Here is a 21,777-nt window from a genome sequence, read left to right as displayed (position 1 = left end):
ATCAGATGATGGCGACCGGCTGCAACTCGGCAGCCAGCAAACGCTTTATTTCCGGGACGCACGAACCGCATTGCGTGCCGCAACCCAAATTGCTTTTCAAGCCTTGCAGATCCAGCCCTTGGCGAATGCCGGCGCAGACCGCGTTGAGGCTGACGTTGTTGCAGTTGCACAGGGTCTTATCCGCAGCGATCTGCGCCCCGGCACTGCCCGGCGGCGCACTCATCGGTGCCAGCAACCAACGCCGCAGTTGTTCGTCGGCACGGCCTTCCAGCCACAACCCTTGCAGCCAATGCCGGGCGAGGGTTTCGCCGGCCAGGCGAATCGCGGTGATTCGGCCGTTTTCAATACGCACGCGCTTGCCAATGGCCCGGCGCGGATCGTCATAGGCCAAAACCGGACCGTCGATCAGCGACAGGCATCGGTCGATTTCACTGAGTAATTGCGCATCCGGTGCCTCGCTGCTGGCAGCGCGTATCAGCAATGCCGATCGTTCACGTCCGACAAGGCTGAGGCTAACGTAGGAAAATGCCTCACAGAGCGGTCGTAGCGTCTCGAAGTGCCGTTGAACATCACCTTCGATCAGTGCGAAAAGCTGCCACGGCAGATTGACCGGTTCCAGGCGCACGCCGCTGTGTTTGAGTTCCGGTTGTTTCGACAAAGGATCGAAGGCCGGCAGGGTCAGGCTGTTCACGCCGCCCTTGAGGAAGCGATCGCCCCAGTGCATCGGTAGAAACGCTTGTCCCGGACGTACGCTGTCATCACTAGCGACCGCAACAATTACCGCGCCGCGACGACTTTTCAGATTGACCAGATCGCCCGGCTGCAAACGATGCCGGCGCATTTCATCTGGATGCAGGCTCAACACCGCTTCGTTGACATGCCCGAACAGTTGCGCCGCCGTACCGGTGCGGCTCATACCGTGCCATTGATCACGCAAGCGGCCAGTGATCAACGTCAGTGGAAAGCGTGCATCGCGTTGTTCTTTGGCGGCACGATACGGGTCGGCGATGAATTGCGCGCGCTCGTTGGCGGTTGGGAAAATCCCGTCTTCGTACAGTCGTGGCGTTCCTCGCCGCGCTCCGACAGGGAAGGGCCATTGCTGCGGTCCGATCTCGTCGATCAGCGCGTGACTGATCCCGGACATATCCAGATCCCGCCCACGCGTCAGCCCTTTGAACTCATCGAACAGTTGCGCAGGTTGGGTGAAAGTAAACAGGCTCGATGCAGAGGGGCGCAGACGTTTCTCCAGACGCTGCGCGAAATCTACCGTAATCGCCCAATCCGGCCGCGCCTCACCCGGTGGGAGAATGGCTTTGCGCACGTGGGAAATGCGTCGCTCGGAATTGGTCACCGAACCTTCTTTCTCGCCCCAACTGGCGGCGGGCAGCAGCAGATCGGCGAATGCTGCGGTTTCAGTCGTGCGAAAGGCTTCTTGCAGAACCACAAACGGGCAAGCTTCCAGCGCCGCGCGCACCGCACTCTGATCCGGCATCGATTGCGCAGGGTTGGTGCAGGCAATCCACAACGCCTTGATCTTGCCGCTGCGCACTTGCTCGAACAGTTCGATGGCGCTGAGACCAGTGCTTTCCGGCAACCGATCAACGCCCCAATAAGCCGCCACTTCAGCGCGGTGTTCAGGGTTGGCCGCGTCTCGATGGCCCGGCAACAGATTCGACAAACTACCGGTTTCGCGCCCGCCCATGGCGTTCGGCTGACCGGTGAGGGAGAAAGGTCCTGCACCCGGACGACCGATTTGCCCGGTGGCCAAGTGCAGATTGATCAACGCGCTGTTTTTTGCGCTACCGGCCGTGGACTGGTTCAAACCCATGCACCACAACGACAGAAAACTCGGCGAAGTGCCAACCCATTCGGCGCATTGCTGCAGTTGCTCGACGCTGATGCCGCATAACTGTGAAACCATTTGTGGGGTGTAATCGCGCACCAGATTCTTCAATTCGGCGAGGCCATCGGTGTGCGCCTTGACGAAGTCGCGATCAATCCAGTCTTCCCACAACAGCAGGTACAAAATCCCATGGAATAAAGCGACATCGGTACCGGGCAGAATCGCCAGGTGCAGATCGGCGAGGTCGCAGGTGTCGGTGCGTCGTGGATCAATGACGATGACTTTCATCTGCGGGCGGCGGGATTTTGCTTCCTCCAGCCGACGGAAAAGTACTGGATGGGCGTAGGCCATGTTACTGCCGACGATCATCACGCAATCGCTGAGCTCCAGGTCCTCATAGCTGCACGGCGGGGCGTCGGCGCCGAGGCTGCGTTTGTAGCCGACCACGGCTGAAGACATGCACAGGCGTGAATTGCTGTCGATGTTGTTGGTGCCAACCAACGCCCGCGCCAGTTTGTTGAAGGCGTAGTAGTCCTCGGTCAGCAACTGTCCGGAGATATAGAACGCGACGCTGTCCGGGCCGTGTTCGGTGATGGTTTCGGCGAACACGTTGGCGGCATGTTCCAGCGCAGTGTCCCAATCCGTGCGGCTGCGCGCCAAGCCTTTGCCCAAACGCAGTTCCGGGTACAGCGCGCGGGCCGCGAGGTCGCCGGTCAGGTGCAGGGTCGAGCCTTTGCTGCACAGTTTGCCGAAGTTGGCCGGGTGCGCCGGATCGCCGCTGACGCCGAGGATGCGCTCGCCGTCATGCTCGATCAGCACGCCGCAGCCGACCCCGCAATAACAGCAGGTCGAGGCGGTCGTCTGGCGGTTCATCAGATGGCGTCCCGCAGAGCCAGTTGCACACGACCGTTTTCGACTCGCGCTGGGTGATGGTGCGCGCAACCGATGTCCGGCGCCTGCGCCTCGCCGGATTGCAGGTCGATCTGCCAATTGTGCAGCGGACAGGCCACGCGTTTTCCGTAGATCAAACCTTGTGACAACGGCCCACCCTTGTGTGGGCAGCGGTCGTCGAGGGCGAAAACTTCGTCGTCGCTCGTACGAAAAATCGCAATGTCACCTTTCGGCCCGGCAATGATTCGCGAACCGAGGGTATTGATCTCGTCGAGGGCACAGATATCCAGCCAGTTCATGCCGGCACCTCCAGGTTTTTCACTGAAATTACGTCGAATTCTTTCTTCAGTTGCGGCTGCGCCAGACGTTCTTTCCACGGATCCTGTTCGAACGACAGGGAGAATTGCAGGCGTTCGTTCAGCGCTTTGCGGCGCTCCGGGTCTTCCAGCACGGCTTTCTTGATGTGTTCCATGCCGACCCGTTGCAGGTAGTGCACGGTGCGTTCGAGGTAGAAGGCTTCTTCGCGATACAGCTGCAGGAATGCGCCGTTGTATTCGCGCACTTCTTCGGCGGTTTTCAGCTTGACGAAGAATTCGGCGACTTCGGTTTTGATCCCGCCGTTACCGCCGATGTACATCTCCCAACCGGAGTCGACGCCGATGATTCCTACGTCTTTGATCCCCGCTTCCGAGCAGTTGCGTGGGCATCCGGAGACAGCCAGTTTCACTTTATGCGGCGACCACATGTTGAACAGGTCGTGCTCAAGCTCGATGCCCAGTTGTGTCGAGTTTTGCGTGCCGAAGCGGCAGAACTCACTGCCGACGCAGGTTTTCACCGTGCGGATGGATTTGCCGTAGGCATGCCCGGACGGCATGTCGAGGTCTTTCCAGACGCCAGGCAGATCCTGCTTCTTGATGCCGAGCAAATCGATGCGCTGGCCGCCGGTGACCTTGACCATCGGCACGTTGTACTTGTCGGCCACATCGGCAATCCGCCGCAGTTCCGAAGGATTGGTCACGCCGCCCCACATGCGTGGTACCACCGAGTAGGTGCCGTCCTTCTGGATGTTGGCGTGTGCACGTTCGTTGATCAGGCGCGATTGCGGATCGTCCTTGGCTTCGCCGGGCCAGGTGGAAATCAGGTAATAGTTGAGGGCCGGGCGGCACGTTGCGCAACCGTTCGGCGTGCGCCAGTTGAGGTAGCTCATGGTGCCGGCGATGGTCAGCAGATGCTGCTCGCGAATGGCTTGGCGGATCTGTCCGTGGTTGAGGTCGCTGCAACCGCAGATGGCTTTTTCGCTTTTCGGTTTGACATCCGCTGCGCCGCCGACGGTGTTGATCAGGATCTGCTCGACCAGTCCGGCGCAGGAGCCGCAGGAGCTGGCCGCTTTGGTGTGTTTCTTCACCTCATCGACGCTGAACAGGCCGTGTTCCTGAATGGCTTTGACGATAGTGCCTTTGCACACACCGTTGCAGCCGCAGACTTCGGCGGTGTCGGCCATGACCATGGCTTTGTCCTGGCCCTGATGTCCTACGTCACCCAAAGCGTTTTCGCCAAACATCAGGTGATCGCGGATCTCGCCGATGGCGTGATTCTCACGAATCTGGCGGAAATACCAACCGCCATCTGCCGTATCGCCGTACAGACAGGCGCCGACCAGCACGTCATCCTTGATCACCAGTTTTTTGTACACGCCGCCGATCGGGTCGGAGAGGGTGATGGTTTCCGTACCTTCGCCGCCCATGAAGTCGCCAGCGGAAAACAGGTCGATGCCGGTGACTTTGAGTTTGGTCGAGGTCACCGAACCCTGATAACGGGCGAAGCCCAGTTGTGCGAGGTGGTTGGCGCAAACCTTGGCCTGCTCGAACAGTGGCGCGACCAGACCGTAGGCAATGCCACGGTGGCTGGCGCACTCGCCGATGGCGTAGATGCGTGGGTCGTAAGTTTGCAGGGTGTCGTTGACCAGGATCCCGCGATTGCACGGGATGCCGGCCTTTTCCGCGAGTTCGGTGTTGGGGCGAATACCGGCGGCCATCACCACCAGGTCGGCGGGGATAATGTCGCCGTTCTTGAATTGCACCGAGCCGACCCGGCCATTGCCGGCGTCATGCAAGGCCTGGGTCTGTTCGCACAGACGGAAATGCAAGCCACGGGATTCAAGGGCGCTTTGCAGCAGTTGACCGCTGGTTTTATCGAGTTGGCGTTCCAGCAACCATTCGCCGATGTGCACCACGGTGACGTGCATGCCGCGCAACATCAGGCCATTGGCGGCTTCGAGGCCGAGCAGGCCACCGCCGATGACCACCGCGTGTTTGTGGGTTTTCGCGGTGTCGATCATCGCCTGGGTGTCGGCGATGTCGCGATAGCCGATCACGCCGTGCAGGGTATTGCCGGGGATCGGCAAGATGAACGGTGTCGAGCCAGTGGCGATCAGCAGGCGATCGTATTCGGCTTCGGTGCCGTCCTCGGCGATCACCCGGCGTTTGACCCGGTCAATCTCCACCACTTTGCGGTTGAGCAACAACTTGATGTTGTTTTCCAGGTACCAGTCGAGGTCGTTGAGCACGATCTCCTCGAAGGTCTGCTCACCGGCCAGCACCGGCGAGAGCAGGATGCGATTGTAGTTGGTGTGTGGTTCGGCGCCGAAGACGGTGATGTCGTACAGCTCGTTGCTCAGCTTGAGCAATTCTTCGAGGGTGCGGACCCCGGCCATGCCATTGCCGATCATCACCAGTTTGAGTTTTTTCATCAGGTTCTCCGGGAGCTGCGGCTGGCCTCTTGTGGGCAGTCAGGCCTTGCTCGACAAATTTTGCGCAAACAAAAAAAGGCGTCCCGCTAGTTGCCTAGCGAGGACGCCTTTGTCCTGGTCCCGTTCTCTCGGGAAGCGCAGCCTTCGTCGTTGAAGGTTGGGCTTTATGTGTGTGTTGAGAGGGGTAATGCAGTGGTTGTGCCAAGTGGGAACAGTGGCGGGTTTATTGGGGTTTGGCAGGTTCTGAGGGTGATTTTTTGCACTGAATCGAGGCGGGTTGCTCGTTCGTGGGGCGCTCAGGTAGATGGATTTGTGGTGATTGGGCTGACGTCATCGCGAGCAGGCTCACTCCTACAGTGGAACGCGTTTCGAATTGTAGGAGTGAGCCTGCTCGCGATGGCCGCGACGCGGTGTCAGTGATGAAACAACAAAACCAGAAGCACCAGATTCCCGAGCAACGCCAGCAATGCCATCGTCCGCCAGACCTTCAGCGGCTCCCGCTCCAATAACGGTCGAGGCCGCACACTCAAACTCTGCCGCTCGCCCTGTTCCAGCACCAACAACCACTCTTCAGCCGTTTCAAACCGTTGTTGCGGATCCGCCGCCACGCCACGCTGCAGACTCTGCGCCAACCATTCCGGCAGATCAGGCCGATAGCGACTGGCGCTCACCGGCAGACCAAAGCGCGGCCGCTGAAACGCTTCAATCTCGCCATAAGGAAAATGCCCGGTAAGCAGGAAATACAGGGTCACGCCGACTGCATACAAATCCTGCTGCGCACTCGGCGGATCACCGCGAAACGCTTCCGGGGCGATGTAACTTGGGGTTCCGGGCAGCGTTGACGGCGCGTCTTCGGACAAGCCCGGGCAATACGCCAAGCCAAAATCCAGCAGGCGTAACTCGCCGTCGTCACCCCAATGCAGGTTTTCCGGTTTGATGTCCCGGTGCAGAATCTGCCGCCGATGCAAAAGCCCCACCGCGCGCAGCAGGCGCTCGGCGATATCCTGCCATTGCGCCAGCAGCAATGGGCCGGACTGCTGAAACAGCTGAGCCAGCGTTGTCCCGGAATATTCGCGCATCACGTAGTACAAATGCTGACGCTGCTGGCAGGCATGGACTTCAGGAAAGTGCCGGCCGGCCACGCGTTTCAGGAACCATTCCTCGGACAGCAGCGCTTGCCCGGCGCGAGGATCATCGCTGGAGCGCGACGGCAGGGTTTTCAACAGCCATGCCTGGCCTTGTCCATCGACAACCCGATACAGCAGCGATTGCTGACTCTGAGCGACAATCCCCTGAACCTGCCAGCCTTCGAAGGATTGGCCAGGTTTCAGCGGCGGCGGCAGGGGCCATTGCTGCAAATGAATCAATGCATCGCCGATATTCGCTTCACCCAGTGCATCGACGCGAACCAGCAATGCACTGGCATTGTCCTGACTCCCCGCCAGATGCGCGGCATTGACCAGCGTCTGCGCGGCGCTGTGCAGATCCGGTTGATCACGCAGAATCGCGGCAATCGCGGTATCGCCCAGCGTCGACCAGACTCCGTCACTGAGCAGCACAAAGCTTTCACCGTCACGCAGCTCACCGTCGAGGAAATCCAGCACCAGATGCTGATCCAGCCCCAATGCACGCTTGAGCACATGCTGCATGCCCGGCTGCTCCCAGACATGATCCTCCGAGATCCGCTGCAAACTATCGTCGTGCCAGCGATACACCCGGCAATCGCCGACGTGGGCGAGGGTAAAACGCCGACCGCGCATGACCAAAGCACTGACCGTGGTGAGCAACGGTTGCCCACCACCGTTGGCCTGCAACCAGCGATTTTGCGCGAGCAGCAGTCGGTCCAGTGCCTGCGCCACGCTCCAGGTTTCCGGTGTGGCGTAGTAGTCGAGCGCCAGCGCCTGCAAGGTCGAACGCGCAGCCATTCCGCCATCGGCACACTGGCTGACGCCATCAGCGATAGCGAACAGATAACCCTTGCTCGCCGCCAGCGCCGGAGCGGGCGTGACCAAGCGCAAAGCGTCCTGATTCTCCGCACGCGGGCCGGTGGCGCTGGCTTCGGCAAAACTCAGTTGCAGGGCCATCGACGCTTCAGACCCGCGCTGCCGTCACCGCCGCCGAACCCCAGGTGGTTCTCCAGCGACGCTTGACGCCGTGCAGGCCAAACCACGCCAACACGCCTAGGCTGGCGAACAACCACAGGGCCAGTTGATAACTGCCGGTGCTCTGTTTGATCGCGCCCATGCCGGCGGCCAAGGCAAAACCGCCGATGCCGCCGGCCATGCCGATCAGTCCGGTCATGACGCCGATCTCCAAGCGAAAACGCTGCGGCACCAGTTGGAACACCGCACCGTTGCCTGCCCCTAAACCGAGCATGGTGCAGACGAAAAGTGCCAGCGCCGCGTAGGAACTCGGCAGGTTGAAACCGACCGCGGCGATGCAGACGGCGGCGACGGTGTACATCGCCAGCAGTGTGCGGATACCGCCAAAGCGATCAGCCAGTGCGCCACCCAGCGGTCGCATCAAACTGCCGCCGAACACGCAGGCGGCGGTGTAGTAACCGGCCGTCACCGGACTCAGACCGTATTGATCGTTGAAATAGCCGGGCAGGGCGCTGGCCAGACCGATGAAGCCGCCGAAGGTCACGCTGTAGAAAAACATGAACCACCAGCTATCGCGGTCGCCCAAGGCTTTGAAGTAGTCAGCCATGGCTTTGGCTTTCGGCCGCTCAGGGGCGTTTTTTGCCAGCCAGGCGAACAATACCAACGTCAGGATCAACGGAATCAACGCGAAGCCGAAGACATTGCTCCAGCCGAACGCAGCCGCCAGTACCGGAGCGAGCAGTGCGGCAAATACGGTGCCCGAGTTGCCCGCACCGGCGATGCCCATGGCTTTGCCCTGATGCTGCGGCGGGTACCACTGCGACGCCAGTGGCAGAGCGACGGCAAACGATGCGCCAGCCATGCCGAGGAACAGGCCGAGTATCAGCGCCTGCTCGTAGCTATGAATGCCGATTTTCCAGGCACCGAACAGTGCGCAGATCACGATGACCTGGCCGATCAGCCCGGCGGTTTTCGGCGACAGCCGATCGGCGAGCATGCCCATCACAAAGCGCAGCACCGCGCCAGCGAGGATCGGCGTGGCGACGACGAGGCCACGTTGTTGTGTGGTCAGGTGCAGGTCGGCGGCAATCTGCACCGCCAGCGGGCCGAGCAGGTACCAGACCATGAAGCTCAGGTCGAAATAGAGGAAGGCCGCGAACAGAGTCGGGGTGTGGCCGGATTTCCAGAAGCTTGAATTCATCGCGCACCTCAGCTGAAAAGAGTCTCGAAAGGAGTCATGCAACAGCAGGTGGGGCGCCGCCACGGCCGCACCACCGACCCCGGGCTGTGGGGCCAAAACGCAAAAACGCCGCTACCTGATGCGCCGGTTGGGGCGAACGGGTGAGCGACGTCTTTGTCGTGGGTGGGGCAACCGCCGTTGGTTACCTGTGCGTTTTACTTAGCGAGATTTGTGCCAACAGGCGGAAAATCAAAAGCCCCTCACCCTAGCCCTCCCGAAACGTCGGACCGCCCAGAGGGAGAGGGGACTGATTGGGGGATGCTCGAGAAGTACGCCGACCTGTGATTTTCTGCTGTGAATCCATAATCGACTCGGTCTTTCAGGTCGATGTTTGACGCCAGACACCTAGGTCAGTCCCCTCTCCCTCCGGGAGAGGGCTAGGGTGAGGGGCTTTTCAAGCGTTCAGTACTTTCAGCCAAGCAACTCACTCATCGCAATAATCTGCTCCGCCACCTGAATCAGCTTTTGCTGCCGGCTCATCGCCTGGCGCCGCATCAGGGTGTAAGCCTCTTCCTCATTGCAATCCTTCATCTTCATCAGCAACCCCTTGGCCAGCTCGATGCGCTTACGCTCAGCCAGTTGCTGATCACGCGCCTGCAACTGCGCCCGCAACGCCTGATCACTCTCGAAGCGCGCCATTGCTACATCGAGAATCGGCTGCAGACGCTGTGCATGAATGCCTTCAACGATGTAGGCGCTGACCCCGGACTTGATTGCCTGGCGCATCACCCCCGGATCATGCTCATCGGTAAACATCACAATTGGCCGTGGCTGGTCGCGGCTGACCAGCACGACTTGCTCCATGACATCGCGGCTCGGTGACTCGGTATCGATCAGGATTACGTCCGGGCGCACCGTTTCGACGCGCGCGGGCAGGTCGATGGTCAGGCCGGACTCGTCGATCACCTCGAAACCGGCTTCAGTCAGCGCGGCTTTCAGGCGACCGACTTTTTTCGCCGTGTCATTGATCAGCAGAATGCGCAACATGTTCGCGGTCTCCTGTCAGCGGCGGGCGAGAAGGGGAGCGTCGTCGTTCAACGCATGCAGTTTGAAGCTGCGCGCGTAAGCGGCCGGGTCGCTGCCGTCCCAGATTTTGCCGTCGAGCAACTGGCTGCTGCGCATGTCGGTGCCCCACGCCGCCACGCCGACAGCGGTGGCGGCGTCGCGGTAGATATCCAGTTGCTGAACCTGACGGGCGACGGCGAGGTAATCCGGATCTTCGCGCAGCAGGCCCCAGCGGCGGAACTGGGTCATGAACCACATACCGTCCGACAGATACGGCAGATTCACCTCGCCGTTGCCGTGAAAACGCAGCGCGTGCGGATCCTGCCAGCGATTGCCAAGGCCATCGGCATAGTCACCGAGAAAACGCGGCTCAATGCACGAAAGCGGAGCGTCCAGATATTCCGGCGCGCTGAGCAACTGCGCGGTGCTGCGGCGGTTTTCCGGACTTTCTTCGATAAAGCGACTGGCTTCAAGGATCGCCATCACCAGCGCCCGTGCCGTGTTCGGATACTGCTCGACAAATTCACGGGTGCAACCAAGGACTTTTTCCGGGTGATCGGGCCAGATGGTCTGACTGGTGGCCAGGGTAAAACCCAGATTCTGCTGCACCGCGCTAGCAGCCCAAGGCTCGCCGACGCAAAAACCATCGATGCGTCCGGCTTGCAGATGCGCAACCATTTGCGGCGGCGGCACCACCACGCTGTCGACATCCTGTAACGGATGAATGCCCTGACTCGCCAACCAGTAATACAGCCACATCGCATGAGTGCCAGTGGGAAACGTCTGGGCGAAGGTGAGTTTTGCGCGGCTTTGGTGCACGTGGCGGTCCAGCGCTTCAGGACTGGTCACACCAATGTTCTGCAGGCCGTGGGACAGGTTGAGACTTTGACCGTTTTGGTTCAGCCCCATCAACACCGCCATGTCGCTCGACGCCCCACCGCCAATGCCCAGATGCACGGCGTAGATCAGACCGTACAGACTGTGCGCAGCATCCAGTTCACCGCTGACCAGTTTGTCGCGCAGGTTGGCCCAGGAGCTTTGGCGCTTGAGATTCAGGGTCAGCCCGTAAGGCTGGGCAAAGCCCTGCGTGGCCGCGACGACAACCGATGCGCAGTCGCTCAACGCCATGAAACCGAGGTTGATTGCAGTCTTTTCCGGAGCATCGCTGCCATTGACCCAGGCCAGTGGCCCTACCGAAGGTTCATTCATACACCGCCACCTCGAAAAAAAGCGCCGCCGCGGACTTTGCGCAGGCAAAACCCGGGACGACGCCATTGTCCTTGCCCGCCTGCCGTCATTGGCCTGCGCGCTGATAGTCAAGGAGGGTGCAAGGCATATGCCACTGCCAGTGATTTGCGCGTGCGCCTCGCGCGGCAGGTCGATGCCCGGCTATAATCGCCGCCTCTTTTCGCCGCCCGAGTCATTGCCGCCCATGTATTCCCTGGCCCGTCAGCTGTTGTTCAAACTTTCCCCGGAAACCTCCCACGATCTGTCGCTGGATCTGATCGGCGCGGGTGGGCGTTTGGGCCTCAACGGCTTGCTGTGCAAGGCGCCGGCGAAGAAACCGGTGACGGTCATGGGCCTCGAGTTTCCGAACCCGGTAGGTCTGGCGGCTGGTCTGGACAAGAATGGCGCGGCCATCGACGGTTTCGCACAGCTGGGTTTCGGTTTTGTTGAAATCGGCACCGTGACCCCGCGTCCGCAGCCGGGCAACCCGAAACCACGGATTTTCCGCTTGCCGGAAGCCGAGGCGATCATCAACCGCATGGGTTTCAACAACCTCGGTGTCGATAACCTGCTGGCGCGTGTGGCCGCAGCGAAATACAAAGGCGTGCTGGGCATCAATATCGGCAAGAACTTCGATACCCCGGTTGAACGCGCGGTCGACGACTACCTGATCTGCCTGGACAAGGTTTATGCCCACGCCAGCTACGTCACGGTCAACGTCAGTTCGCCGAACACCCCGGGCCTGCGCAGCCTGCAGTTTGGCGATTCGCTCAAGCAGTTGCTCGCGGATCTGGCCACGCGCCGTGCCGAACTGGCCCTGCGTCACGGCAAGCATGTGCCGCTGGCGATCAAGATCGCGCCGGACATGACCGATGAAGAAACTGCGCAGGTCGCCCAGGCGTTAATCGAAACCGGCATGGACGCGGTAATCGCGACCAACACCACCCTCAGCCGTGTTGGCGTTGAGGGCATGGAGCATGGCGACGAGGCGGGCGGGTTGTCTGGCGCGCCGGTGCGTGAGAAGAGTACGAATACCGTGAAGGTGCTGGCCAGTGAATTGGCGGGGCGGTTGCCGATCATTGCGGCTGGCGGGATTACCGAAGGCAAGCATGCGGCGGAGAAGATTCTCGCCGGTGCGAGCCTGGTGCAGATCTACTCCGGCTTCATCTATAAAGGCCCGGCGCTGATCCGTGAATCCGTAGACGCGATCGCCGCCTTGCGCTGATCCATAGACACCACTGTTCCCTTGTAGGAGTGAGCCTGCTCGCGATAGCTTTCTTTCGGTCACTTCATCAGCGACTGACAGACCGCTATCGCGAGCTCCTACAGGTTTTGTGTATGGCACAGATAATGTGACAGGCATAAAAAAGGGCTCCTCGAAGGAGCCCCTGGGCCGCAGCCCGCCGTCCGGGAAGGACGTGCATGGTAAGTCGTTACAAATTCAGATTGTCGTGTCGGAATAAGTGCCCTGTGTCAGCCGACGGCGTGAAGTTCGTTGAGTCTGTGGATTCCCGCAGTGCCGGTCATACCGTCCCAGTTGTCGCCGCGTCCTTCTCGCCAGCCGTTAATCCAGGCTTGACGTACCGACGGTAGAGTAAATGGGCAAAGCTCACGGGATTTGCCACCAACGCCATATTGATATCCGCGCAAAAATGCTCTTTCCAACGGATCACGCTTAAGTCTTCTCATAGGGTGTTTCCCTCACTTGTTGACTGTTTTGTATCGCGTTGACCTCAACTGAGGTCTGGCAGAAAAAACCTGCCATGGTGCGGCTCGCTGCCGGCGTGGCGAGCCAAGGTGTTGACGCCGTTGCGACGTCAACCTGTGTTCAGTTCTAACCAATGAGTCACACCGAGGGAATGATCGTTTTGTCATAAGGACGTAACGAAATTAGTGCTACAGCCATAAGTAACGACGGGTTTCATGCACGGTTTTTCAGCAAACCCCGGTATGATCGGCCCCGCGCTGGATGATGGGGTTAATTCTTTAGTGAGAATGACCCACGTTTGCGCTGGGGTATAAAGCGACGAAGGGTCGCTTTAAGACTTTTTGTTTCATCAACTTTTTTATCTGTCCCGGCATCTAAGCTCTTTTAACCCGAGCAGCGGGGATGGAACGGCACACCTTCGTGCCACGCGGGCGTTCTTTTAGAAAAGCGCCTGATTGAAAACCGGATCGGCAATGCGTTGCCGATTCACTAGCCAAAGGCTCTGGAAATACCATGTCCGACCGTTTCGAACTCTTCCTCACTTGCCCTAAAGGCCTTGAAGGCCTGCTCATCGAGGAAGCCGTCGGGCTTGGCCTTGAAGAAGCGCGCGAGCACACTTCCGCCGTGCGTGGCATGGCGACCATGGAAACCGCTTATCGCCTGTGCCTCTGGTCGCGTCTGGCCAACCGCGTGCTGCTGGTGCTCAAGCGTTTCCCGATGAAAGACGCTGAAGACCTGTACCACGGTGTGCTCGACATCGACTGGCAGGATCACATGCTCAGCGATGGCACCCTGGCTGTTGAATTCAGTGGCCATGGCTCGGGTATCGACAACACCCACTTTGGCGCCTTGAAAGTCAAAGACGCCATCGTCGACAAACTGCGCACCCCACAGGGCGACCGTCCGTCGATCGACAAGCTCAACCCGGACCTGCGCATTCACCTGCGTCTGGATCGCGGCGAAGCGATTCTCTCCCTTGATCTGTCCGGCCACAGCCTGCATCAGCGCGGTTACCGTCTGCAGCAGGGCGCTGCACCGTTGAAGGAAAACCTCGCGGCGGCGATTCTGATCCGTTCCGGCTGGCCGCGCATTGCTGCCGAAGGCGGCGCGCTGGCTGACCCGATGTGCGGTGTCGGTACGTTCCTCGTCGAAGCCGGCATGATTGCCGCCGACATGGCGCCGAACCTGCGTCGTGAGCAGTGGGGCTTTACCGCGTGGCTCGGTCACGTGCCGGCACTGTGGAAAAAACTCCATGAAGAGGCCGTCGAGCGTGCCGCTGCCGGTCTGGCCAAGCCACCGTTGTGGATTCGTGGCTACGAAGCCGATCCGCGTCTGATTCAGCCGGGCCGCAACAACGTTGAGCGTGCCGGCCTGAGCGAGTGGATCAAGATCTACCAGGGCGAAGTGGCGACTTTCGAGCCGCGTCCGGATCAGAACCAGAAAGGTCTGGTGATCTGCAACCCACCGTACGGCGAGCGTCTCGGTGACGAAGCCAGCCTGTTGTACCTCTACCAGAACCTAGGCGAGCGTCTGCGTCAGGCTTGCCTGAACTGGGAAGCGGCGGTGTTCACCGGCGCGCCGGATCTGGGCAAGCGCATGGGTATCCGCAGCCACAAACAGTATTCGTTCTGGAATGGCGCGCTGCCGTGCAAACTGCTGTTGATCAAAGTGCTGCCGGATCAGTTCGTCACCGGTGAGCGTCGCACTCCGGAACAGCGTCAGGCCGAGCGCGAGCAAGCCGCTTACGATCAGACCCCGGACGAGCCGCAAGAACGCAAGTTCAACAAGAACGGCAACCCGATCAAACCGACGCCGGCTCCGGCGCCAGTGATCGAGCAGCCGCGCTTGAGCGAAGGCGGGCAGATGTTTGCCAACCGTCTGCAAAAAAACCTCAAGGCCATGGGCAAGTGGGTCAAGCGCGAAGGCATTGATTGCTACCGTGTCTACGATGCCGACATGCCCGAGTACGCGATGGCGATCGACCTGTACCACGATTGGGTGCACGTCCAGGAATACGCCGCGCCAAAATCCATCGACCCGGAAAAAGCCTCGGCGCGCATGTTCGATGCCCTGGCGGCCATTCCGCAGGCGCTGAACGTCGACAAGAGCCGCGTGGTGGTCAAACGCCGCGAACGCCAGAGCGGCACCAAGCAGTACGAGCGTCAGGCTGCGCAGGGCAAGTTCAATGAAGTCAGCGAGGGCGGCGTGAAGTTGCTGGTCAACCTCACCGACTACCTCGACACCGGTCTGTTCCTCGACCACCGGCCAATGCGCATGCGTATTCAGAAAGAGGCCGCCGGCAAGCGCTTCCTCAATCTGTTCTGCTACACCGCGACCGCCAGCGTGCACGCGGCCAAGGGCGGTGCGCGCAGTACCACCAGCGTTGACCTGTCGAAAACCTACCTCGACTGGGCGCGTCGCAACCTGTCGTTGAACGGTTTCTCCGACAAGAACCGTCTGGAGCAGGGCGATGTGATGGCGTGGCTGGAGAGCAGCCGCGACGAGTACGACCTGATCTTCATCGATCCGCCAACCTTCTCCAACTCCAAGCGCATGGAAGGCGTCTTCGACGTGCAGCGTGATCAGGTGCAGTTGATTGACCTGGCCATGGCGCGTCTGGCGCCGGGCGGTGTGCTGTATTTCTCCAACAACTTCCGCAAGTTCCAGTTGGAAGAAAACCTCGCCGAGCGTTACGCGGTCGAGGAAATCAGCGCGCAGACCATCGATCCGGATTTCGCCCGTAACACCAAGATCCACCGCGCCTGGAAAATCACGGCTCGTTGACGCTTTGCGCAATTGGATCCACAGAGCCTTGATTTTTAAAGGCTCCGTGGATCTGCCCGCGCTAGCTAAATTAGTGGCTAATAGCTATAACTCACACACGGTCAATGGGGTTTTCCCGTAAATGCTGGCGTAGTGAGTTGTCCTTATGTCGTTGCACCCCGTGCGCCCAAAGATTCTGGGTTTTATCAGCGAAGACGTCTCGGCCTGGCTGGTCGCGGTGCTGGTATTGCTCGCCGGCGGGATTCTCACGGGGCTGCTCGCCTGGGCCACCCTCAATCAGTTTCAGCAACAAACCCGCCAGCGTTTTCAACTGCTGACCAACGAACGTTACACCCGCATCGAAGAACGCTTTCAGGACCAGGAGCAACGCCTCGACGGCCTGCGCCGCTTCTTCGCCAACTCCGAATCGGTGTCCCGCACCGAATTCGACGGTTACACCCAACCCTTATTGATGCGTACCCAGGCCTATTCGTTTGCCCTCAAGGTCAATGGAGCCGAGCGCGCCGCATTCGAGCAGCGGGTGCGTGATGAAGGCCTGAGTAACTTCACCTTGCGTGAACTGAATGCCCAGGGCGAGCTGCAACTGGCTGGCGTGCGCGATGAATACGTGCCGGTGCTCTACAGCCAGACGCAAAGCCGGCTCGGCTCACCGTTGGGTTATGACCTGCTCGCGCAACCCTTGCGTCGTGACACCCTGCAACGGGCCGACAAGCTCGGCGGACTGGCGGTGTCGCAACCGATGCACCTAGTCAGCATTGAGCCGTCCTACGCGCGCGGCGTGCTGCTGGTGGCGCCCGTGAGTCACAGTGGCGAGCAGCAATCCTTTGGCTACGTCATGGCGGTGATCAGCATGCGTCAGTTGCTGGCCGACGGTTTGCCGGACGCTTTCCATGACTATCTGTCGGTGCGCATTCTCGACATGTCGACCAATGATCAGCACGAAGTGTTGTTCGAGTCGACCAACGAGCCGGCGCCGAGCGACCTGTCGGCCACGCGGTTACTGCGCATGGCCGATCACGACTATCAGGTCGATATCTTGCCGAGCGACGCCTTCGCACAGGCAAATCATTCGTCGGTCGGCAGCGTAATCATCCTCGGTGGCTTGCTCAGTCTGCTGCTCAGCGCCTTGCTCTACGTGTTGGTCAGTCAGCGTCAGCGCGCCTTGCGCATGGTCGAACTGCGCACCCAGGAGCTGCACGCCAGCGAACAGGAATTGCGCGGCACCCACGGTCAGTTGCGCGGCGTGTTGAATGCGGCGACGCAGGTGGCAATCATCGCCACCGACTTGCGCGGCGTGATCAACACCTTCAACCCCGGCGCCGAACAAATGCTCGGCTACAGCAGCGCCGACGTCGTCGGGCACATGACCCTGGAAAACCTGCATCTGCCCCGAGAACTGACAGCCCGCGCCGCCGAGCTAAGTGCGCGTTACGGTAAAAGCATCCCGACCTGCCACGCGATGTTGGTCGAGGGCGGCGAAGTCGGTGGCCACGAGGCTCGCGAATGGACGCTGGTACGCAGCGATGGCAGCCATATTCCGGTGAACATGCTGGCCACCCCGGTGCTCGATGAGCAGGGTTTGTGGGTCGGACATCTGGCGATCTGCATCGACATCACCGAGCGCAAGCGCGTGCACGAGGTGCTGGCGGCGCGGGACGTGTTGCTGAAGAAACTCAGCGCGCATGTGCCCGGCGGCATCTATCAGTTCAAGATGGAATTCGATGGGCGCTTCAGTGTGATCTACGCCAGCGACGGCATCCGCGAGATCTACGAACTGGAGCCGGATGTGCTGCTGTTCAACGCCGAGGCGATCTTCACGCGCATTCATCCACAGGACGTCACCCGTGTGCGCTCTTCCATTCGCACTTCGGCCGACAGCCTCAGCCCGTGGCGCGAAGAATACCGCGTGCAATTGCCCGAGCGCGGCTTGCGCTGGGTGCGCGGCGAAGCGACGCCGGAAGAACTGCCGGGCGGCGGCGTGCTGTGGCATGGCTATATTTCGGATATTTCCGACCTGAAACGTGTGGAAGAAGAATTGCGCGCGCTGTCGGTGACCGACTCGCTGACTGGTATCCACAACCGCCGCTATTTCCAGGAACGCCTGACCACGGAAATGGCCCGGGTCGAGCGCGGCGGGGGCGAACTGTCGGTGATTATGCTCGACATCGACCATTTCAAACGTATCAACGATCAGTACGGTCACGCTGTGGGCGACCGGGTGCTGCAAGCGGTGTGCGAGCGCATCGGCCATCGTCTGCGGCGTACCGATGTGTTTTGTCGGTTGGGCGGCGAAGAGTTCATGGTGCTGTGCCCGGACATCGACGGCGAACACGCGTACATGTTGGCGGTTGAGCTGTGGCAGGGTTTGCGCAGTGCGCCGGTGGATGTGGTCGGCGTGGTCACCGCGAGTTTCGGTATCGCCAGTTGGCGACCGGGGGAGGGCGCGGATGCGCTGTTGCTGCGGGCGGATTCGGGTGTGTATATGGCAAAGCAGCGCGGGCGTGATCGTGTCGAGCAGATGAGCTGACTTCAATACAGCGCAACCCCTGTGGGAGCTGGCAAGCCAGCTCCCACAGGTTTTTGTGGTGTTGCTTGAACTGCGTTACAAAACCGAAGCGGTCTGCGCCAGTTTCGGCTGTTTGTACAGATCCAGCAGCACCTGATCCAGCACCGACGATGCACCAAACGGCGCCTTGTCGTTGAGGATCGCTACCACCGCCCAGGTATTGCCATTCACGTCGCGGCTGAAACCGGCAATCGCCCGCACGGTGTTCAAAGTACCGGTCTTGACGTGCGCCTCACCGCGCATCGCCGTGGTTTTCAGGCGCTTGCGCATGGTGCCGTCGGTGCCGGCGATCGGCAGCGAGCTGATGTACTCGGCGGCATACGGGCTGTGCCACGCCGCTTGCAGCATGCTCGCCATCTCGCGGGCGCTGACCCGTTCTGCGCGAGACAAACCGGAGCCGTTTTCCATCACCAGATGCGGTGCAGTGATGCCTTTCTTCGCCATCCACTGACGCACTACGCGTTGCGCTGCCTTGGCGTCGTCACCGTCGGCGTCGTTGCGGAAGCGTTGGCCAAGGCTGAGGAACAGCTGCTGGGCCATGGTGTTGTTACTGTATTTGTTGATGTCGCGGATGATCTCCGCCAGATCCGGCGAGTAGGCACGGGCCAGCAGCTTGGCATTGCCCGGTGTCGAGGCCAGACGATCCTTGCCTTGAATGCTGCCGCCCAGCTCTTTCCAGATCGCGCGCACTGCGCCGGCGGTGTAAGTCGCGTGGTCGAGCAGCGACAGATAAGTCTGCGAACTGCAGCCTTCGCCCAACTGGCCGGCCACGGTCACGGTCACGCTGCCATCGGCTTGCGGCACGGGGTTGTAGCGCACGCCGCCGGTGCATTGCTTGGAGGGCAACGCCTTGACGGTGTTTTCGATGCGCACGCTGGCGATTGGCGGCTCAACCGAGATAAGCACCCGGCCGTTATCGTTACGGGCAACAAAGCGCAGGGCTTTGAGGTTGACCAGCAACGAATCGGGTTTGACCAGGAACGGCTTGTTCTCGTCATTGCCGTCATCGTTGAATTCCGGCAGCACTGGCTGCACGAAGAAGTTGCGGTCGAGCACCAGATCACCGGTGATCTGCGTCACGCCGTTGGCGCGCAGGTCGCGCATCAGCAGCCAGAGTTTTTCCATGTTCAGTTTCGGATCGCCGCCACCCTTGAGGTAGAGGTTGCCGTTGAGAATGCCACCGTTGAGGTCACCGTCGGTGTAGAACTCGGTCTTCCACTGATGGTTCGGGCCGAGCATTTCCAGCGCCGCGTAGGTAGTCACCAGTTTCATGGTCGAGGCCGGGTTGACCGACACGTCGGCGTTGAACACGGTCGGCGTGCCCGGGCCGTCGAGCGGCACCATCACCAGCGACAGAGCGCTGGGCTGCAATTTGCTCGCCTTGAGGGCTTTTTCGACATTCGGGGTGAGGGAGGTGTTGATGGTGGCAGCAGAAACATTCAGGGCCAGTGGCAGAAGAAGGCCGGCGAGAAACAGTGGACGCAACGATTTGATCATATGAAATAAAACCCTACAGCCGAGGGGAAAAAAGACGAGGACATGGATGAAAAGGTCCTCAGTGGTCACGAAAGTGTCGGCATTATGCCCCAAGGTGTAACCGATTGTGCCGTCCTCGGGGTGGCGATTCGTTGATTTTTTTACAGACGGTCGGCCGCTGTGTCCAGAGAGGCGGGCAATCGATTGCTTAAACTGGTAAAGTGCCCGCCGTATTTACTTAAGAGGATTGTTCCAATGGCGACTAACCGTTCCCAGCGTCTGCGCAAAAAACTGTGCGTTGATGAATTTCAAGAGCTGGGTTTCGAACTGAACCTGGACTTCAAAGAAGACTTGTCCGAAGAAGCCATTGACGCTTTCCTCGAAGCATTCATCAAAGAAGCCATGGAAGCCAACGGTCTGGGTTATGTTGGCGGCGACGACTTCGGTCTGGTATGCCTGCAGAAGCGTGGCTCGGTCAACGAAGAGCAGCGCGCTGCCGTTGAAGCCTGGCTGAAAACCCGCTCCGAGCTGACCAAGTATGAAGTCAGCCCGTTGCTGGACGTTTGGTATCCGGAAAAGCCGATCAACGCGGCTAAGTGATACTGAAAAAAACGGCGACCTGAGGGTCGCCGTTTTTTTTCGTCTGGTGTTTGGGTGTTTGGTTTGGGATTTGTGGTGAGGCTACCCCTCACCCCAGCCCTCTCCCGAAGGAGAGGGGGCCGATTTATGGGCTGTTCAAAACCTGATTCGACTCGGTATCACGTGTCGCTATAACTCCCGCATACAACACGGTCAGTCCCCTCTCCCCCTGGGAGAGGGTTAGGGTGAGGGGCTTTTGACCTCAGGCTTTACGCCAATTCAAAATCACCAGCGTCAAAACCCCCGCGACGATCCCCCAAAACGCCGAACCAATGGAAAACAACGTCAGCCCCGACGCCGTGACCATAAAGGTAATCAACGCCGCCTCCCGTTCCTTCACCTCGGCCATGGCAATGCTCAAACCATTGATGATCGAACCAAACAGCGCCAGCGCGGCAATCGACAGCACCAATTCCTTCGGCAGCGCGGCAAACAACGCTGCCAACGTGGCGCCGAACACCCCGGCAATCCCGTAGAAAATCCCGCACCAGACCGCAGCGGTGTAGCGCTTGTTGCGATCCTCATGGGCATGCGGCCCGGTGCAAATCGCCGCGCTGATGGCCGCGAGGTTGATGCCGTGGGAGCCGAACGGCGCCAGTAATAGTGAAGCGATGCCGGTGGTGGTGATCAGCGGCGAGGCCGGGACGTTGTAACCGTCGGCGCGCAGGACGGCGATGCCGGGCATGTTCTGCGAGGTCATCGCGACCACGAACAGCGGAATGCCAATGCTGATGGTCGCTGCCAACGAGAAGTGCGGCGTGGTCCACACCGGCGTCGCCACTTCCAGATGAAAACCGCTGAAATCCAGCAGCCCCATGAAGCCAGACAGCGCGGTGCCGATCAGCAGCGCGGCGAGCACGGCATAACGCGGCGACAGACGCTTGACCAGCAAATAAGTGAAGAACATCCCCAGCACCAGCCCGGTGCGATGCTGCGCGGCAACGAAGATTTCGCTGCCGATCTTGAACAGAATCCCCGCCAGTAGTGCTGCCGCCAAGGAGGCCGGGATCTTTTTTACCAGGCGTTCGAAGCTGCCGGTCAGGCCGCAGATCGTCACCAGCACGGCGCAGGTGATGTAGGCGCCAATGGCCTCGCCATAACTGACGCCGCCGAGGCTGGTGATCAGCAACGCTGCGCCCGGTGTCGACCAGGCGATGGTGATCGGCGTGCGATAGCGCAGCGAGAGGCCGATCGAACACACCGCCATGCCGATCGAGATCGCCCAGATCCACGAAGAAATCTGCCCACTGGTCAGACCCGCCGCTTGCCCGGCCTGGAACATCAGCACCAGCGAGCTGGTGTAGCCGGTCATCATCGCGATGAACCCGGCGACGATGGCTGAAGGCGAGGTATCGGCCAGCGGGCGCAGTTGAGTGTGCGTGGCGTCGTTCATGACAACGGTGTTCCTTATACCAATGAAGATGTCCGCCATAACGCAAACCCTTGTAGGAGCTGCCGAAGGCTGCGATCTGTTGATCTTGCTTCTCAAAATCAAAGTCAAAAGATCGCAGCCTTCGGCAGCTCCTACAGGGTAGGTGGTGTTCTGG

General features: G+C 60.2%; 14 protein-coding genes. 4 read left to right on the top strand and 10 right to left on the bottom strand.

Translation table 11 applies throughout. The annotated features are described in order from the left end of the window. Position 1: 1 nt before the first annotated feature. The 7 genes from ACM6JQ_RS06080 to ACM6JQ_RS06050 all read right to left on the bottom strand — a co-directional run bounded on the left by ACM6JQ_RS06080 (position 2) and on the right by ACM6JQ_RS06050 (position 11,039). A complete protein-coding gene (locus tag ACM6JQ_RS06080; protein WP_414893400.1) occupies positions 2–2,716 on the bottom strand; it encodes a molybdopterin-dependent oxidoreductase in 2,715 nt (904 codons plus the stop codon). Then, complete coding sequence (gene nirD / locus ACM6JQ_RS06075; RefSeq protein ID WP_095111819.1) at positions 2,716–3,033, bottom strand: nitrite reductase small subunit NirD; 318 nt, start codon at positions 3,031–3,033, stop codon at positions 2,716–2,718. The genes ACM6JQ_RS06080 and nirD overlap by 1 nt, the downstream gene beginning before the upstream one ends. Beyond that, positions 3,030–5,483: a nitrite reductase large subunit NirB gene (nirB, locus tag ACM6JQ_RS06070; RefSeq protein WP_414893398.1), complete on the bottom strand. Its 2,454-nt coding sequence runs from the start codon at positions 5,481–5,483 to the stop codon at positions 3,030–3,032. The genes nirD and nirB overlap by 4 nt, the downstream gene beginning before the upstream one ends. A 413-nt stretch (positions 5,484–5,896) precedes the next feature. Further along, the gene (locus ACM6JQ_RS06065) at positions 5,897–7,567 is read right to left on the bottom strand and encodes a protein kinase domain-containing protein (protein ID WP_414893397.1); all 1,671 of its coding nucleotides are present in this window, start codon (positions 7,565–7,567) and stop codon (positions 5,897–5,899) included. Between the two features lie 7 nt (positions 7,568–7,574). Further along, on the bottom strand, positions 7,575–8,786 hold the full coding sequence (locus ACM6JQ_RS06060) for a nitrate/nitrite transporter (RefSeq protein WP_095111816.1): 1,212 nt from the start codon (positions 8,784–8,786) through the stop codon (positions 7,575–7,577). A gap of 450 nt (positions 8,787–9,236) precedes the next feature. Continuing rightward, positions 9,237–9,812, bottom strand: coding sequence for an ANTAR domain-containing response regulator (locus ACM6JQ_RS06055; protein WP_007916390.1), 576 nt, complete (start codon positions 9,810–9,812; stop codon positions 9,237–9,239). Positions 9,813–9,827: 15 nt separating this feature from the next. Next, entirely contained in the window at positions 9,828–11,039 is a 1,212-nt protein-coding gene (locus ACM6JQ_RS06050) for a CmpA/NrtA family ABC transporter substrate-binding protein (protein WP_414893396.1), read from the bottom strand. Positions 11,040–11,262: 223 nt separating this feature from the next. Between ACM6JQ_RS06050 and ACM6JQ_RS06045 the strand changes: the two genes are divergently transcribed. Continuing rightward, positions 11,263–12,282 (top strand): quinone-dependent dihydroorotate dehydrogenase, encoded by a 1,020-nt coding sequence (locus tag ACM6JQ_RS06045; RefSeq protein ID WP_007916374.1) that lies wholly within the window; start codon positions 11,263–11,265, stop codon positions 12,280–12,282. A gap of 248 nt (positions 12,283–12,530) precedes the next feature. Here ACM6JQ_RS06045 and rmf read toward each other — a convergent pair whose 3' ends face one another. Next, positions 12,531–12,746, bottom strand: coding sequence for a ribosome modulation factor (gene rmf, locus ACM6JQ_RS06040; RefSeq protein ID WP_003223300.1), 216 nt, complete (start codon positions 12,744–12,746; stop codon positions 12,531–12,533). A 532-nt stretch (positions 12,747–13,278) separates the two neighbouring features. Here rmf and rlmKL point away from each other — a divergent pair. Continuing rightward, positions 13,279–15,549: a bifunctional 23S rRNA (guanine(2069)-N(7))-methyltransferase RlmK/23S rRNA (guanine(2445)-N(2))-methyltransferase RlmL gene (rlmKL, locus tag ACM6JQ_RS06035; protein ID WP_414893395.1), complete on the top strand. Its 2,271-nt coding sequence runs from the start codon at positions 13,279–13,281 to the stop codon at positions 15,547–15,549. 145 nt (positions 15,550–15,694) lie between these two features. Then, entirely contained in the window at positions 15,695–18,076 is a 2,382-nt protein-coding gene (locus tag ACM6JQ_RS06030; protein ID WP_414893394.1) for a diguanylate cyclase, read from the top strand. Positions 18,077–18,151: 75 nt separating this feature from the next. Here ACM6JQ_RS06030 and dacB read toward each other — a convergent pair whose 3' ends face one another. Further along, positions 18,152–19,612 carry a D-alanyl-D-alanine carboxypeptidase/D-alanyl-D-alanine-endopeptidase gene (gene dacB / locus ACM6JQ_RS06025; RefSeq protein ID WP_007916366.1) on the bottom strand — a complete coding sequence of 487 codons (1,461 nt, stop codon included), beginning with the start codon at positions 19,610–19,612 and terminating at the stop codon, positions 18,152–18,154. Between the two features lie 234 nt (positions 19,613–19,846). Between dacB and ACM6JQ_RS06020 the strand changes: the two genes are divergently transcribed. Continuing rightward, the gene (locus tag ACM6JQ_RS06020; protein ID WP_007916365.1) at positions 19,847–20,191 is read left to right on the top strand and encodes a YggL family protein; all 345 of its coding nucleotides are present in this window, start codon (positions 19,847–19,849) and stop codon (positions 20,189–20,191) included. Between the two features lie 241 nt (positions 20,192–20,432). On the opposite strand, the gene ACM6JQ_RS06015 is transcribed toward ACM6JQ_RS06020, so the two are convergent. After that, positions 20,433–21,623, bottom strand: a complete 1,191-nt coding sequence (locus ACM6JQ_RS06015) for a benzoate/H(+) symporter BenE family transporter (protein WP_095111814.1) — start codon at positions 21,621–21,623, stop codon at positions 20,433–20,435. Positions 21,624–21,777: the final 154 nt, after the last annotated feature.

The sequence above is a fragment of the Pseudomonas sp. IT-232MI5 genome (assembly GCF_949767845.1).
Classification (GTDB): domain Bacteria; phylum Pseudomonadota; class Gammaproteobacteria; order Pseudomonadales; family Pseudomonadaceae; genus Aquipseudomonas.
This window is presented reverse-complemented; position numbering and strand designations above follow the sequence as displayed.